The sequence below is a fragment of the Pseudomonas sp. NFX71 genome (assembly GCF_048079215.1).
GTDB lineage: Bacteria > Pseudomonadota > Gammaproteobacteria > Pseudomonadales > Pseudomonadaceae > Aquipseudomonas > Aquipseudomonas fluorescens_B.
Genome location: NZ_CP182230.1, coordinates 693,060 through 709,016 on the forward strand (window position 1 = coordinate 693,060; position 15,957 = coordinate 709,016).

Annotated in this window: 11 protein-coding genes; 2 read left to right on the forward strand and 9 right to left on the reverse strand. The window is 60.7% G+C overall.

What is annotated here, in order from left to right; all coding sequences use genetic code 11:
• Positions 1–3: 3 nt before the first annotated feature.
• Positions 4–3,900, reverse strand: coding sequence for a phosphoribosylformylglycinamidine synthase (gene purL, locus ACM1ZW_RS03150; RefSeq protein ID WP_017340625.1), 3,897 nt, complete (start codon positions 3,898–3,900; stop codon positions 4–6).
• 274 nt (positions 3,901–4,174) lie between these two features.
• Between purL and mltF the strand changes: the two genes are divergently transcribed.
• Positions 4,175–5,635 (forward strand): membrane-bound lytic murein transglycosylase MltF, encoded by a 1,461-nt coding sequence (gene mltF, locus ACM1ZW_RS03155; protein ID WP_017340626.1) that lies wholly within the window; start codon positions 4,175–4,177, stop codon positions 5,633–5,635.
• Between the two features lie 85 nt (positions 5,636–5,720).
• Here the strand turns inward: mltF and pdxJ are convergent, their stop codons facing one another.
• The 8 genes from pdxJ to lptF form a co-directional block, all read right to left on the reverse strand.
• Complete coding sequence (gene pdxJ / locus ACM1ZW_RS03160; protein WP_008151581.1) at positions 5,721–6,467, reverse strand: pyridoxine 5'-phosphate synthase; 747 nt, start codon at positions 6,465–6,467, stop codon at positions 5,721–5,723.
• A 49-nt stretch (positions 6,468–6,516) separates the two neighbouring features.
• Complete coding sequence (gene recO / locus ACM1ZW_RS03165; RefSeq protein ID WP_031319106.1) at positions 6,517–7,200, reverse strand: DNA repair protein RecO; 684 nt, start codon at positions 7,198–7,200, stop codon at positions 6,517–6,519.
• A 162-nt stretch (positions 7,201–7,362) separates the two neighbouring features.
• Entirely contained in the window at positions 7,363–8,265 is a 903-nt protein-coding gene (gene era, locus ACM1ZW_RS03170) for a GTPase Era (RefSeq protein ID WP_017340628.1), read from the reverse strand.
• Positions 8,258–8,947 carry a ribonuclease III gene (gene rnc / locus ACM1ZW_RS03175; RefSeq protein ID WP_017340629.1) on the reverse strand — a complete coding sequence of 230 codons (690 nt, stop codon included), beginning with the start codon at positions 8,945–8,947 and terminating at the stop codon, positions 8,258–8,260. The genes era and rnc overlap by 8 nt, the downstream gene beginning before the upstream one ends.
• A gap of 184 nt (positions 8,948–9,131) precedes the next feature.
• Complete coding sequence (gene lepB, locus ACM1ZW_RS03180) at positions 9,132–9,986, reverse strand: signal peptidase I (protein ID WP_017340630.1); 855 nt, start codon at positions 9,984–9,986, stop codon at positions 9,132–9,134.
• Positions 9,987–9,991: 5 nt separating this feature from the next.
• On the reverse strand, positions 9,992–11,791 hold the full coding sequence (lepA, locus tag ACM1ZW_RS03185; protein ID WP_017340631.1) for a translation elongation factor 4: 1,800 nt from the start codon (positions 11,789–11,791) through the stop codon (positions 9,992–9,994).
• A gap of 171 nt (positions 11,792–11,962) precedes the next feature.
• On the reverse strand, positions 11,963–13,024 hold the full coding sequence (gene lptG, locus ACM1ZW_RS03190) for an LPS export ABC transporter permease LptG (RefSeq protein WP_017340632.1): 1,062 nt from the start codon (positions 13,022–13,024) through the stop codon (positions 11,963–11,965).
• Positions 13,017–14,135, reverse strand: a complete 1,119-nt coding sequence (lptF, locus tag ACM1ZW_RS03195) for an LPS export ABC transporter permease LptF (protein ID WP_017340633.1) — start codon at positions 14,133–14,135, stop codon at positions 13,017–13,019. The genes lptG and lptF overlap by 8 nt, the downstream gene beginning before the upstream one ends.
• A gap of 303 nt (positions 14,136–14,438) precedes the next feature.
• Between lptF and ACM1ZW_RS03200 the strand changes: the two genes are divergently transcribed.
• A complete protein-coding gene (locus tag ACM1ZW_RS03200; RefSeq protein WP_017340634.1) occupies positions 14,439–15,929 on the forward strand; it encodes a leucyl aminopeptidase in 1,491 nt (496 codons plus the stop codon).
• The last annotated feature ends 28 nt before the right edge of the window (positions 15,930–15,957 follow it).

A 15,957-nucleotide genomic window follows, 5' to 3' on the forward strand; every position in this document is an offset into this window, starting at 1 on the left:
CGCTTAGTTCACCCACACGCGAGCGTTACGGAACATGCGCATCCATGGCGCGTCTTCGTTCCAGTCTTCCGAACGCCACGAGTTCTGCACGGCGCGGAACACTCGCTCCGGGTGCGGCATCATGATCGTTACGCGACCGTCGCGGCTGGTCAAACCGGTGATCCCGCGCGGCGAACCGTTCGGGTTGGCCGGGTAGTTTTCGGTGACCTTGCCATGGTTGTCGACGAAACGCATCGCCACGCAACCGGACAGATCGGCTTCCAGCAACGCCTCTTCGCTTTCGAACTCGGCATGACCTTCACCGTGTGCGATGGCGATCGGCATGCGCGAACCGGCCATGCCCTGCAGGAAGATCGAATTCGACTCCTGGACCTGAACCATCGCCACGCGGGCTTCGAACTGCTCGGAACGGTTACGCACAAAGTGCGGCCAGAACTCGCTGCCCGGAATCAGCTCGTGCAGGTTGGACATCATCTGGCAACCGTTGCACACGCCGAGGGTGAAGCTGTCGTTGCGTTCGAAGAAGCCCTGGAATGCATCGCGAGCACGGCTGTTGAACAGCGCGGACTTGGCCCAGCCTTCGCCGGCACCCAGTACGTCGCCGTAGGAGAAACCACCGCAAGCCACCAGACCTTTGAACTCGTTCAGGTCGACACGGCCGGCGAGAATGTCGCTCATGTGCACGTCGATCGCGTTGAAACCGGCGCGGTCGAACGCGGCGGCCATTTCCACCTGACCGTTGACGCCCTGCTCACGCAGCACGGCAACCTGTGGGCGGATGCCTTTCTTGATGTAAGGCGCGGCGACGTCCTGGTTGACGTCGTAGCTCAGCTTGACGCTCAGGCCCGGGTTGTCTTCTTCCAGCAGCACGTCGAACTCTTGTTCGGCGCAGTCGGCGTTATCGCGCAGACGCTGGATCTGGTAGCTGGTCTCGGCCCACTGACGTTGCAGCAGACGACGCTGACCTTCGAACACGGTGTCACCGTTGAAGGTGATGTTGATCTCGCCGTTGTTTATCGGCTGACCGATCACCGACACGCACTCGCCCAGGCCGGCAGCGCTGAACTGCGCGAGGATGTCCGGGGTGGCGTCCTGGCGAACCTGAATCACGGCGCCCAGTTCTTCGTTGAACAGGATCGCGGCGATGTCGGCGGAAGTTTCTGCCAGACCGTCGAGGTTCAGGCTCAGGCCGCAGTGGCCGGCAAAGGCCATTTCCACAACGCTGGTCAGCAAACCACCGTCGGAACGGTCGTGGTACGCCAGCAGGTGACCGTCGGCGTTGAGGCCCTGGATCACCGCGAAGAAGGCTTTCAGGTCTTCGGCATCATCGACGTCCGGCGCTTGCGAGCCAAGCTTGCCGTGAACCTGGGCCAGGATCGAGGCGCCCATGCGGTTCTGGCCACGGCCCAGATCGATCAGGATCAGGTCGGTGGTGCCCTTGTCCATGCGCAGTTCCGGGGTCAGGGTCTGACGGATGTCAGCCACTGGCGCGAAACCGGTCACGATCAGGGACATCGGCGAAGTCACGGTCTTGTCGACCCCTTCGTCGTTCCAGCGGGTGGCCATGGACATGGAGTCCTTGCCCACCGGGATGGTAATGCCCAGGTCAGGGCACAGTTCCATGCCGACCGCTTTCACGGTGTCGTACAGGCGCGCGTCTTCACCCGGGTGACCGGCTGCGGACATCCAGTTCGCCGACAACTTGATGTCGGAAATCTTGTTGATGCGCGAAGCGGCGATGTTGGTCAGGGTTTCGCCGATGGCCATGCGGCCCGACGCCGGAGCGTCCAGCAGTGCCAGCGGAGTACGCTCGCCCATGGCCATCGCTTCACCGGTGTAGACGTCGAAGCTGGTGGCGGTGACGGCAACGTCGGCCACCGGAACCTGCCACGGGCCGACCATCTGGTCACGGGCCACGAGGCCGGTGATGGTGCGGTCGCCGATGGTGATCAGGAAGCTTTTGCTCGCCACGGCCGGGTGATGCAGAACGCGTTCGACGCAGTCTGCAATTTCCAGCGTGGCTGGATCGAAATCGTCACCCAGTTCGTTTTCACGCACGGCCGAACGGTGCATGCGCGGGGCTTTGCCCAGCAGCACTTCCAGCGGCATGTCCACCGGGCTGTTGCCGAAGTGGCTGTCGGTGACCGTCAGTTGCGGCTCTGCGGTGGCTTCGCCGACCACGGCGAACGGGCAACGCTCGCGTTCGCAGATTGCCTGGAAGCGTTCGAAGTCCGCCGGGCCAACTGCCAGAACGTAACGTTCCTGGGATTCGTTACTCCAGATTTCGTGCGGGGCCATGCCCGGCTCGTCGTTTGGAATGTTGCGCAGTTCGAAGCGGCCGCCACGGTTGCCGTCGTTCACCAGTTCCGGGAACGCGTTGGACAGACCGCCCGCGCCGACGTCGTGGATGAAGCTGATCGGGTTCTTGTCACCCAGCTGCCAGCAACGGTCGATGACTTCCTGGCAGCGACGTTCCATCTCAGGGTTTTCGCGCTGTACGGACGCGAAGTCCAGGTCAGCCGAGCTGGTGCCGGTGGCCATGGAGGAAGCCGCGCCGCCGCCCAGGCCGATCAACATCGCCGGGCCGCCGAGTACGATCAGCTTGGAGCCGACGGTGATTTCGCCTTTCTGTACGTGTTCGGCACGGATGTTACCCATGCCGCCGGCCAGCATGATCGGCTTGTGGTAGCCACGAACTTCGTCGCCACGCGGGGTGGTGATCGACTGTTCGAAGGTACGGAAATAACCGGTCAGGGCCGGACGGCCGAATTCGTTGTTGAACGCGGCGCCACCCAGTGGGCCTTCGATCATGATGTCCAGCGCGGTGACGATGCGCTCGGGTTTGCCGTACGGCACTTCCCACGGCTGTTCGAAGCCAGGGATCTGCAGGTTCGAAACGGTGAAGCCGGTCAGGCCAGCCTTTGGCTTGGCGCCGCGACCGGTAGCGCCTTCGTCGCGAATCTCGCCACCGGAACCGGTCGACGCGCCCGGGAACGGGGCAATCGCGGTCGGGTGGTTGTGGGTTTCGACTTTCATCAGGATGTGCACCGGTTCCTGCACCGCGCCGTACTGGCGGGTTTCAGGGTCCGGGAAGAAACGGCCGGCAACGTTACCGACGATCACCGAAGCATTGTCCTTGTAAGCGGACAGAACGCCTTCGCTGTGCATCTGGTAAGTGTTCTTGATCATGCCGAACAGGCTTTTTTCCTGGCTCTGACCATCGATGTCCCAACTGGCGTTGAAGATCTTGTGACGGCAGTGCTCGGAGTTCGCCTGGGCGAACATCATCAGTTCGATGTCGTGCGGGTTGCGCTTCAAACCAACGAAGGCGTTGACCAGGTAGTCGATCTCGTCTTCGGCCAGGGCCAGGCCCAGCTCGGTGTTGGCTTTTTCCAGCGCGGCGCGGCCGCCGCCCAACACGTCGATCGCGGTCAGCGGCTTCGGCTCGGCGTGGCTGAACAGACCGGCAGCCTGTTCCAGGTTGCCGAGGACGATCTGGGTCATGCGGTCGTGCAGCGCATCAGAGATCAGCTGCGCGTCGGCGTCGCTGAACTGGCCGGCCACGTAGAACGCGATGCCGCGCTCCAGGCGCTGGATCTTGCTCAGGCCACAGTTGCGAGCGATGTCGCTGGCTTTACTGGACCACGGCGAGATAGTGCCGAACCGCGGCAACACCAGGAACAGGCGACCGGTCGGTTCCTGGACCGGAACGCTTGGACCGTACTTCAGAAGGCGCGCGAGCACCTGCTGTTCGTCGCCGGTCAGGACGCCGGTAACTTCGGCGAAGTGAGCGAATTCAGCATACAAGCCGCTGACAGCCGAAACCTTCTGGCTCAGTTGCTCAAGGAGTTTGCTGTGGCGAAAGGCAGAAAGGGCAGGAGCGCCGCGCAGGATCAACATCTTCGGGACAGCCTCGGGAAGGGGTGTGCTTTGAGGCCGTGCATTCTAGCCTAAACCGCCCGCGACATCACCCGAAACGGTACGCACGGCCGTACCCGAACGTCGGGCCGGGTATTCGGGCCTGCAACAGCGGTCCGTCAGGTGTTATTTTTTGTGTCACAAATTGCGGTTCAAGCCCATTCCTGCGGGCTCCAGAGCGGTTTTTCACTCTCTAGCAGACAAGGCCTTCGCTGTCGAGATATGGCGCTCGTGGTCCTTTGCGTATACTGCGCAGATGTTTTCCCCAACGGCTTTGCGTCCGCGGTACGCCAAATGGCTGATCGCAACCGGACTCTTCCTGGTGCTCAGTGGCTGTGTTGATAAACCCAACACGCTGGAGCGCGTAAAGGAGGATGGTGTGCTGCGGGTGGTTACCCGAAACAGCCCCGCCACCTACTTTCAGGATCGCAACGGTGAAACCGGCTTCGAATACGAGCTGGTGAAGCGCTTCGCCGACGATCTGGGGGTCGAACTCAAGATCGAAACCGCCGACAACCTCGACGACCTGTTCAACCAGGTGGGCAAGCCCAACGGCCCGGTCATCGCGGCGGCCGGCCTGGTCAGCAGCGAATCGCGCAAGAAGCAGGTGCGGTTTTCCCACCCCTACCTGGAAGTCACCCCGCAGGTCATCTATCGCAACGGCCAGTCGCGGCCGACCGATCCAAAGGATCTGGTCGGCAAGAAGATCATGGTGCTCAAGGGCAGCACCCACGCCGGGCAACTGGCGGAGCTGAAACAGAAATTTCCCGGCATTGAATACGAAGAGTCCGACGCGGTTGAAGTCGTCGACCTGCTACGCATGGTGGATGAAGGCCAGATCGATCTGACCCTGGTCGACTCCAACGAAGTGGCGATGAACCAGGTCTACTTCACCAACATTCGGGTCGCCTTTGACCTCGGTGACGCCAGCAATCAGAGCTGGGCCGTGGCGGCCGGCGACGACAACAGCCTGCTCAACGAGATCAACGACTACCTCGACAAGGTGAAGAAGAACGGCACCCTGCAACGCCTGAAAGACCGCTACTACGGGCACGTCGATGTGTTGGGCTACATGGGCGCCACCACCTTCGCCCAGCACTTGCAGCAACGGCTGCCCAAGTACGAGCAGCACTTCAAAACCTACGCCAAGAAAGAAAAAGTCGACTGGCGCCTGCTGGCGGCGGTCGGTTATCAGGAATCGCTGTGGCAGGCAGCCGTCACCTCGAAGACCGGCGTCCGCGGCCTGATGATGCTGACCCAGAACACCGCGCAGGCCATGGGCGTGTCCAATCGCCTCGATCCGAAACAGAGCATCATGGGCGGCGCCAAGTACCTGGCTTATATGAAGGACCAGCTGGACGAATCGATCCAGGAACCGGACCGCACCTGGTTTGCACTGGCGGCCTACAACGTCGGCAGCGGTCACCTGGATGACGCGCGCAAACTGGCGGCCAAGGAAGGTCTGAATCCGGACAAGTGGCTGGACGTGAAGAAAATCCTGCCGCGCCTGTCCGAAAAGAAATGGTACAGCAAAACCCGTTACGGCTACGCCCGGGGCGGCGAGCCGGTGCATTTTGTGGCGAACATCCGTCGTTACTACGACATCCTGACGTGGGTGACGCAACCGCAGCTGGAAGGCAATCAGGTCGCCGAAGGCAACCTGCATGTGCCGGGGGTCGACAAGAGCAAGCCGAATCAGGAAACCCCGCAGCTTTAAAAAAGAAAAAGATCGCAGCCTTCGCTAGCGCCTACAGGGTATGTGTACACCTGCAGGCGCTAGCGAAGGCTGCGATCTTTTGATCTTAGCCTTTCAAGGCCGCAGCCAGAATCAGCGCCTTCATTTCCGACACCGCCGACTTGAACCCGACAAACAACGCATGCGCCACCAGCGCATGGCCGATGTTCAGTTCATTGATACCCTTGATCGCCGCGACGGCTTCGACGTTGTGATAGTGCAAACCGTGGCCGGCATTGACGATCAGCCCCTGGGCCAGGCCAAACGCCACACCATCCGCCACGCGCTTGAGCTCTTCAGCCACATCCGTCGGTGTCTCGGCGTCCGCGTAACGACCGGTGTGCAGCTCGATGGCCGGCGCACCAACACGGCGGGACGCTTCGATCTGCCGCTCGTCTGCATCGATGAACAGCGACACTTCGCAACCGATCTTCGCCAGGCGATCCACCGCGGCCTTGATCCGTGCTTCCTGCCCCGCCACGTCCAGACCGCCTTCGGTGGTCAGTTCCTGACGCGTTTCCGGAACCAGGCAAATGTGCGCCGGACGGATGCGTTCGGCGAACGCCATCATTTCTTCGGTGACGCCCATTTCAAAGTTCATGCGGGTCTGCAATACATCCTTGAGCAGCAGTACGTCACGTTCCTGGATGTGCCGACGGTCTTCACGCAGGTGCACGGTGATGCCGTCAGCGCCCGCCTCTTCCGCGTCCAGTGCAGCCTTGACCGGATCGGGATAGCGAGTGCCCCGGGCCTGACGCAGGGTGGCAACGTGGTCGATGTTCACGCCAAGAAGAATGCGATTGCTGGTGGTCACGGAAGCGCTCCAGAAGTAGAGAAAGTTCGGTGCACAGCATACGGGGTGATCAGGGCTTGCGAAACAACTCGCGACTGACCAGGGGACGACCGCCCAAGTGAACGGCCAATGCCTGACGCATCAAACGCTTGGCGGCGGATAACGCGCCAGGGGCTGACCAGTCGGCATCGGCCATGGCCAGCAGCTCGGTGCCGTTGAACAGACCGGGTTGCAGCAAGTAAACCCGCTCCAGACCAGCATCGACCTGCAAGCGATAGAGGCCGTCCGGTGCGACGGGTGCGTCATGGATGTCAGTCGTCAGGGCAAAGCCGTAACCGAGATCGTCGAGCAGGCGCCATTCGAAGGAACGCAACAACGGCTCCAGCGGACGACCTTCGGCCAGCGCAAGCAACGTCGCGGCGTAGTGATCGAATACAGCGGGATGGGGGTCTTCGGAGGGCAACAGACGAATCAACAGCTCATTGAGGTAAAGACCGCTGAACAGCGCTTCGCCGTTGAGCCAGGTGGAAACGCCAGCACTTTCCATGCGCCCGACATTCTTCAATTCCCCGCGACCGCGGAACTCGACCTCCAACGGCACGAATGGCCGCGCCAGCGTCCCGGCCTTGCCCCGCGCACTGCGCAACACCGCCCGCAGCCGACCTTGCGGCGTGAGGAAATCCACCAATGCGCTGTTTTCACGGTAGGCACGGGAGTGGAGGACGTAGGCGGGTTGGCCGATGGGTTGGGACATGGAAATCGCAGATCTCAATGAAGGAGCGCAGTTTTACAAACAGCCCAAAACCATTGTGGGAGCGAGCCTGCTCGCGATAGCGGTCTGTCAGTCAACATTGATGTTGAATACCAGGCCCTCATCGCGAGCAGGCTCGCTCCCACGGTGGATCTTTATGCAGGACTACAGGTCGCCGTAACCCAGCGAACGCAGCGCGCGCTCGTCATCGGACCAGCCACCTTTCACTTTCACCCAGAGGTTGAGCATGATCTTGGAGTCGAACAGCAGCTCCATGTCCTTGCGCGCCTCGGTGCCGATGCGCTTGATGCGCTCGCCCTTGTCGCCAATGATGATTTTCTTCTGGCCATCACGCTCGACGAGGATCAAGGCGTGAATGTGCAGGGTTTTGCCCTGCTGCTTGAACTCTTCGATTTCCACGGTGATCTGGTATGGCAGCTCGGCGCCCATCTGGCGCATGATTTTCTCGCGCACCAGTTCAGCGGCGAGGAAACGGCTGCTGCGGTCGGTGATCTGGTCTTCCGGGAAGAAGTGATCGTTTTCCGGCAGGTGCTCGGCGATCACCCGCTCCAGCGTTTCGAGGTTGTGCCCGTGCTGCGCCGAGATCGGCATGATCTGCGCGTTCGGCAGTTGTTCCTGCAGCCAGGTCAGGTGGGGCATCAGCTCGGATTTGTCTTCGATGCGGTCGGTCTTGTTCAGCGCCACGATCAACGGGCCGGTCACGTACTGGACGCGCTCGAGAACCATCTGGTCTTCGTCGGTCCATTTGGTGCGATCCACCACGAAGATCACCACGTCGACGTCTTTCAACGCTGCCGAAGCGGTCTTGTTCATGTAGCGGTTCAAGGCCTTTTCGCCGCCCTTGTGCATGCCCGGGGTGTCGACGTAGATCGCCTGCACGGCGCCTTCGGTCTTGATGCCCAGCATGTTGTGGCGGGTGGTTTGCGGCTTGCGCGAGGTGATCGCGAGCTTCTGGCCGAGGATGTGGTTCAGCAGCGTGGACTTGCCCACGTTGGGACGGCCGACGATGGCAACATAGCCACAGCGTGTTGCGGTTGAATCAGTCATTGCCATTCTCCACACCCAGGGCAATCAGTGCTGCGGCGGCCGCTACCTGTTCGGCAATACGACGACTCACACCCTGACCTCGGCTTTTTTCATTCAGTAAGGTGATTTCACATTCGACGAAGAACGTCCGGCAATGCGGCTCACCCTGGATATCCACCACTTCGTAACGCGGCAGCTCACAACCACGCGATTGCAGGAATTCCTGCAAGCGGGTTTTTGGATCTTTGTTGGTGTCGACCAGCGTCAGGCCTTCGAACTCTCCGGCCAGCCAGGCCAGCACGCGCTCGCGCGCCACGTCCATGCCCGCGTCGAGGTAGATCGCACCGATCAACGCTTCCAGGGCATCGGCCAGAATCGACTCGCGACGGAAACCACCGCTTTTCAACTCGCCGGAACCCAGACGCAAGTACTCGCCCAGATCGAAACCGCGGGCCAGTACCGCCAGAGTCTCACCTTTCACCAGGCGTGCGCGCAATCGCGACAACTGGCCTTCGCGGGCCAGGGGGAAGCGATCGAACAATGCCTCGCCAGCGACGAAGTTGAGGATGGCGTCACCGAGGAATTCCAGGCGTTCGTTGTTGCGCCCGGCAAAGCTGCGGTGAGTCAGGGCCAGGACCATCAGTTCCTGATCCTTGAAGGTGTAGCCGAGCTGACGCTCTAGACGGCTTAAGGAGACGCTCACGGTTTATCCACGCTGAGTTCGTGGCTGGATTCCACCGCCATCGCCGTGGTGCGGCGCAGGCTTGGGACAATTAACGCTGTGTTCAAAAATTACATCCTGAATATCATTGTTTTCATGCCTCTGGCGCCGATTGTGGCGGTTCCAGAAATGCATTCGGCGCTGTGTTCAACAGCGCCGTGTGTGATTACTTGATCAGGCCAACCCGCGAGAAATTCGGCAGGTGACTGAGTTTGGGTTCCGGCCAGCTCATCCAGACTGCGAAAGCCTTGCCGACGATATTCTTGTCGGGAACCATGCCCAGCAGATCCTTGGGAATGTTCGGATCATCCCAGTAGCGACTGTCGTTCGAGTTGTCGCGGTTGTCGCCCATCATGAAGTAGTGCCCGGCAGGCACGGTCCAGGTATGGTCCGGCGATGCGCGATAGCGGCTCATTTCCTTGCGGATCAGGTGCTCGGCGACGCCGAGTTTTTCCTTGTAGAGCTCGGCACTGCCCAGCGTGCCCGGCTCGGAGCCGACGAGTTGCTCGGCGATCGACTCACCGTTGACGAACAGACGCTTGTCAGCGGTGTAGCGAATCTGGTCACCCGGCAGGCCGACTACACGCTTGATGTAGTTGACGTTCGGATCGCTCGGGTAGCGGAACACCATCACGTCGCCGCGCTGCGGATCACCCACTTCAATGACTTTCTTGTCGATCACTGGCAGGCGGATGCCGTAGGAAAACTTGTTCACCAGAATGAAGTCGCCGACGTCCAGGGTCGGTTTCATCGAGCCGGAAGGAATCTGGAACGGCTCCACCAGGAACGAACGCAGCACCAGCACGATGAACAACACCGGGAAGAACGACTTGCCGTATTCGACCAGCAACGGCTCTTTGTTCAGTTTTTCGACCACCACCCCATCAGGCTGGCTGACGCTGCCCTGATAGGAGGCAATGGCCGCACGCCGACGCGGCGCCAGGAAAACCAGATCGAGCAACGCCAACAGGCCGCAGACGAACACGGCGATGACCAGCAACAGCGGGAAATTTAGTGACATAGGACCTAACTATCCAACCTGAGCACTGCAAGGAAGGCTTCTTGTGGAATTTCCACGTTGCCGACTTGCTTCATGCGTTTCTTACCGGCCTTTTGCTTTTCCAGCAGTTTCTTCTTACGGCTGACGTCACCACCGTAGCATTTGGCCAATACGTTCTTTCTGAGTGCCTTGACGGTTGTCCGCGCCACAATCTGACCGCCAATGGCGGCCTGGATTGCCACGTCGAACATCTGCCGTGGAATCAGTTCTTTCATCTTCTCGGTCAACTGGCGACCTTTGTAGTTCGCATTATCGCGGTGCACGATCAGCGCCAGGGCGTCGACCTTGTCACCGTTGATCAGCACATCCAGTTTCACCAGACTAGCCGATTGATAACGATCGAAATGGTAATCCAGCGAAGCATAGCCGCGGCTGGTGGACTTGAGACGGTCGAAGAAGTCCAGGACCACTTCGTTCATCGGCAAATCGTAGGTCACCTGGACCTGCGAACCGAGGAACAGCATGTCGTGCTGCACGCCACGCTTCTCGATGCACAGGGTAATGACGTTGCCCAGGTGCTCTTGCGGCACAAGAATATTGGCCCGCACGATCGGCTCACGCATGTCTTCGATCGAGGACAGGTCAGGAAGCTTCGACGGGTTATCGACGTAAATCGTTTCACCGGTTTTCAGCAACAGCTCGAAAATTACCGTCGGTGCCGTGGTGATCAGGTCCAGGTCGTACTCGCGCTCCAGGCGCTCCTGGATGATTTCCATGTGCAGCATGCCGAGGAACCCGCAACGGAAGCCGAAGCCCAGGGCGTCGGAGCTTTCCGGGGTGTACTGCAGGGACGAATCGTTGAGCGTGAGCTTTTGCAGGGCTTCGCGGAAGTCTTCGAAGTCGTCGGAGCTGACCGGGAACAGACCGGCGTAGACCTGCGGCTGAATGCGTTTGAAGCCGGGCAGCACGTCAACGTCCGGCGTGGAGCTCAAGGTCAGGGTGTCACCGACCGGGGCACCGTGGATGTCCTTGATGCTGGCAATGATGAAGCCTACTTCACCAGCCTTCAGGTCAGCGGTAGGGGTATGTTTCGGGTTGAACACGCCGACGCTGTCCACCAGGTGGATCTTGCCGGTGGATTTGACCAGGATCTTGTCGCCCTTCTTCACACGACCGTGACGCACACGTACCAGGGAAACAACGCCCAGGTAGTTGTCGAACCAGGAATCGATGATCAACGCTTGCAGCGGATCTTCGATGTTGCCGGTCGGCGCAGGAATGGTGTGAACCAGACGCTCGAGCACTTCATCGACGCCCAGGCCGGTCTTGGCCGAGCACTCGACGGCGTCGGTAGCATCGATGCCGATGATTTTTTCGATTTCTTCCTTGACGCGCTCCGGATCGGCCTGTGGCAGGTCGATCTTGTTCAGGACCGGCATGACTTCCAGGCCCTGCTCGATCGCCGTGTAGCAGTTGGCTACCGATTGCGCTTCAACGCCCTGACCGGCATCGACTACCAGCAATGCACCTTCACAGGCCGCCAGCGACCGGCTGACTTCGTAGGTGAAGTCAACGTGGCCCGGGGTGTCAATGAAGTTCAACTGGTACTTAATACCATCGCGAGCGGTGTAATAGAGGGTGACGCTGTGGGCCTTGATGGTGATCCCGCGTTCACGTTCCAGGTCCATGGAGTCCAGCACCTGGGCTTCCATTTCGCGCTCGGCAAGGCCGCCGCACATCTGGATGAAGCGATCGGCCAGCGTCGACTTGCCATGGTCAATGTGGGCGATGATGGAGAAATTGCGGATATGACTCAAATCACTCACGGATCAACACTCAAAAAGGCTGCAGGCATAGCCCGCCGAAAAATAGCCGGGAATTGTACCTGATCCACGGCGCAAGCGTCACGTTCGCAGGTCAGACGGCACCTACAAAAAACGCCCCGGTCTTGCGACAGGGGCGTTTTTATCGGCGTCGAGGACGGGAAATACCCGTTATCAACCGGCCCGGCGTAACAACCAGACCCCGGCCAGGGCGCACACACCCGCCGGCACCAGCACCGCAAACAGCGGCGAGAAACCGAACACCAGGCTCGAAGGCCCGAGCAGATCCTGGACGATGCGGAAGGTAAAGCCCACCAGTACGCCAGTGAAGACCCGCTGACCGAGGGTCACCGAGCGCAGAGGACCGAAGATGAAGGAAATCGCCATCAGTACCAGCGCGGCAGTGACCAGCGGTTGCAACACCTTGACCCAAAATGCCAGCCAGTACCGGCCATTGTTCAGGCCCTGATCCGCCAGGTAGTGGATGTATCCCCACAGACCGGTGATCGACAGCGAATCCGGCGACATCACCACGGTACTCAGCAACTGCGGGCTCAACGCCACGTTCCAACGCTCGACCGGAGTCGTCACCACTTCAGTGCTCTTGTCATGGAACAGCGTGGTGGTGACATCGCTCAACTGCCAGTGATCCTTGTCGAACTCCGCACGCTTGGCGAAGCTCGAGGACAGCATATGGCGCTGATCGTCGAAGCGATAACGGGTCACGCCATACAGCAGACCGTTGGGCTGCACCGAGTTGACGTGGATGAACTCGTCGCCCTGACGGTGCCACAGGCCATGCTTGGCGCTTTGTGCATCGCCACTGCCCTGAGCCAGCGAGCGGTTGGCCTGCGCCGTGCTTTCGGTCGCCGGCGCGATGTACTCGCCGATCAACAGACCGACCAGCATCAGCACCAGCATCGGCTTCATCACCGCCCAGACGATCCGCCCGACCGACACGCCCGCAGCGCGCATGATGGTCAGTTCGCTGTGGCTGGCCAGACTGCCGAGGCCGATCAGGCAGCCGATCAGTGCCGCCATCGGCAACATGTCGTACAGACGGCGCGGTGCCGTCAGCAGGACGTAGCTCAACACATCGACCAGGGTGTAGGTGTCGCTGGCGTCACCCATCTCGTCGATGAAGGCAAACAGTGTCGCCAGGCCGAGAATGATCCCCAGTACTGCCAGGATCGCGACGAAGACGCTGCTGCCGATGTAGCGATCGAGCTTAACCACGGGCCACCTCCAGCGCGCTGCGGCGACTTGCCCGCTTCAACTGCAAGGGTTCCCAATAGAGCAGCCCCAGGCCGATGGCCAGGAAAATCCCATGAACCCACCACAGGCCCAGCGCAGGCGGGATCTTGCCCTTTTCGAGGGCGCCGCGAGCGGCAATCAGGATGCTCAGATAAGCCATATAAAGAAGAATCGCCGGCAACAGCTTGAGGAAACGGCCCTGGCGCGGATTGACCCGCGACAGCGGCACCGCCATCAAGGTCACGATGAAGACCAGCAACGGCAACGACAGTCGCCATTGCAGTTCGGTGCGAGAACGCAGGTCGTCACTGCCGAACAAGGAACTGGTGGGCATTGCATCACGGTCGGTGACTTCGCTGCTCACGTCCGGTTTAGGCAGCAATACGCCGTATTCGTCGTACTTGATTGCACGGTAGTCGGCCTGCCCCGGGTTACCGTCGTAGCGATAGCCATTGTCGAGAATCAGGTAGCGGTTACCGTCGGGACGGATTTCCTGACGGCCCTTCTCGGCCACCAGCACGGAAATCCCGCGATCCTTCTTGTCCGACGAGATGTTCTTTTGCGAAATGAACACGCCGCCGAGGTGGATGCGGTCATCCGACAGCGTTTCGGTGTAGGTCACCCGGGTTCCGTCGCGCAGCGCCTGGAAGCGACCCGGCTCAAGGGTATCGAACTCGGTCAGGGCGTCCTGTTTGTTCAGCAGCAACTGGAACTGATTGGCCCCTTGTGGCGCCAGGCTCAGGCTCAGCCAGGCGACAACCAGCGCAACCAGCGTGGCCGGAAACAGTGTCATGGTGAACAGACGTTGCTGGCTCATGCCCGTGGCCGACAGCACCGTCATTTCGCTTTCGAGGTACAGGCGACCGTAGGCCAGCAGAATCCCGAGGAACAGGCCCAGAGGCAGGATCAGCTGCAGAAAGCCTGGCAGACGAAAGCCCATGATCAGGAACAGCGAGCCCGGATCCAGAAGGCCGGCAGCCGCCTGGGCGAGGTATTTGATGAAGCGTCCGCTCATGATGATGACCAGCAGCACGGCGCTGACGGCGCTCAAGGTCAACAGGACTTCGCGGGACAGATAACGGAAGACAATCAAACCAGACACTCCAGGGTTGTCAGGCTAAGGCGGCCAAACAAGCAAACGTATCAGGCAGCCCGCAGGGCAGAGCCGCCGAAAAAAGTTGGCGCATTATCCTGTGATTGGGTGCGCCTGTCACTGCGCACGCTCAAGCAGGCGGCTAAAGCGTAGAAGATCGTACAACCGAGGGTTGTCAGGCTCGGGGCCCGAGGTTCAAACTGCGGCCTTTGTCGCAAGCCGTGACTTGCGTCTTTCTATCTATAAGCAGGCTCGAGCGCAGGTCGTCGAGCACTGGTTGACCCATCACTCAGGGACCCCGACATGGAACTGGTTGTAAAAAGCGTTAACCCGGAAACGTTGAAAACCTCCACCCTGGTAGTCGCCGTCGGCGAAGGCCGCAAGCTCGGGGCCGTTGCCAAGCAACTCGACGAACTGAGCGGCGGCGCGATCAGCGCTGTGCTCAAGCGCGGCGATCTGGCCGGCAAAGTCGGCCAGAGCCTGCTGCTGCACAGCCTGCCGAACCTCAAAGCCGAACGCGTGCTGCTCGTGGGCGTGGGCAAGGACGAAGAACTGGGCGACCGTCCGTTCCGCAAAATCATCGCCGGTGTCCTCAACACCCTCAAAGGCCTGGGCGGCAGCGATGCCGTGCTGGCGCTGGACGAAGTCGTGATCAAGGGTCGCGACAGCTATGGCAAGACCCGCCTGCTGGCGGAAACCCTGGTGGACGGCGAATATTCCTTCGAGCAGTTCAAGAGCCAGAAAGCCGAACCGCGCGCCCTGAAGAAAATCACCCTGGTGACCATCAAGGCCGCCCAGGCTGAAGTGCAACGCGCCGTGGCCCACGCCACCGCCATCGCCAACGGCATGGCATTCACCCGTGACCTGGGCAACCTGCCGCCGAACATCTGCCACCCGACGTTCCTCGGCGAACAAGCCAAGAACCTCGGTAAAGAATTCAAAACCCTGAAAGTCGAAGTCCTTGATGAGAAGAAGATCAAGGAACTGGGCATGGGCTCGTTCTACGCCGTCGGCCAGGGCAGCGCCCAGCCGCCGCGCCTGATCGTCATGCAATACAACGGCGGCAAGAAATCCGAGAAGCCGTACGCGCTGGTCGGCAAAGGCATCACCTTCGACACCGGCGGCATCAGCCTGAAGCCGGGCGCCGGCATGGATGAAATGAAGTACGACATGGGCGGCGCCGCCAGCGTCTTCGGCACCCTGCGTGCCGTGCTCGAGCTGAAGCTGCCGATCAACCTGGTGTGCATCCTGGCCTGCGCCGAGAACATGCCGAGCGGCAACGCTTCGCGTCCGGGCGACATCGTCACCACCATGAGCGGCCAGACCGTGGAAATCCTCAACACCGACGCCGAAGGCCGTCTGGTGCTGTGCGACGCCCTGACCTACTCCGAGCGCTTCAAGCCACAAGCCGTGATCGACATCGCGACCCTGACCGGCGCCTGCGTCGTTGCACTGGGTTCCCACACCTCGGGCCTGCTGGGCAACAACGACGAACTGATCGGCCAGCTGCTGAGCGCCGGCAAGGCTGCCGACGACCGTGCCTGGCAACTGCCGCTGTTCGATGAGTATCAAGAGCAACTGGACAGTCCGTTCGCCGACATCGCCAACATCGGCGGCCCGAAAGCCGGCACCATCACCGCCGCCTGCTTCCTGTCGCGCTTCACCAAGAACCTGAACTGGGCGCACCTGGACATCGCCGGCACGGCCTGGACCAGCGGCGGCAAGGACAAGGGCGCCACTGGCCGTCCGGTTCCCCTGCTGACCCAATACCTGCTGGACCGCGCCAAAGCCTGAAACCGATGACCTTGGGCGGCGTTACTCT

Coding starts and splice junctions, on each gene's coding strand:
- ACM1ZW_RS03200 (WP_017340634.1), top strand. CDS start 14,439: ATGGAACTGGTTGTAAAAAGCGTTAACCCGGAAACGTTGAAAACCTCC.
- purL (WP_017340625.1), bottom strand. CDS start 3,900: ATGTTGATCCTGCGCGGCGCTCCTGCCCTTTCTGCCTTTCGCCACAGC.
- recO (WP_031319106.1), bottom strand. CDS start 7,200: ATGTCCCAACCCATCGGCCAACCCGCCTACGTCCTCCACTCCCGTGCC.
- lepB (WP_017340630.1), bottom strand. CDS start 9,986: ATGTCACTAAATTTCCCGCTGTTGCTGGTCATCGCCGTGTTCGTCTGC.
- era (WP_017340628.1), bottom strand. CDS start 8,265: ATGACTGATTCAACCGCAACACGCTGTGGCTATGTTGCCATCGTCGGC.
- mltF (WP_017340626.1), top strand. CDS start 4,175: ATGTTTTCCCCAACGGCTTTGCGTCCGCGGTACGCCAAATGGCTGATC.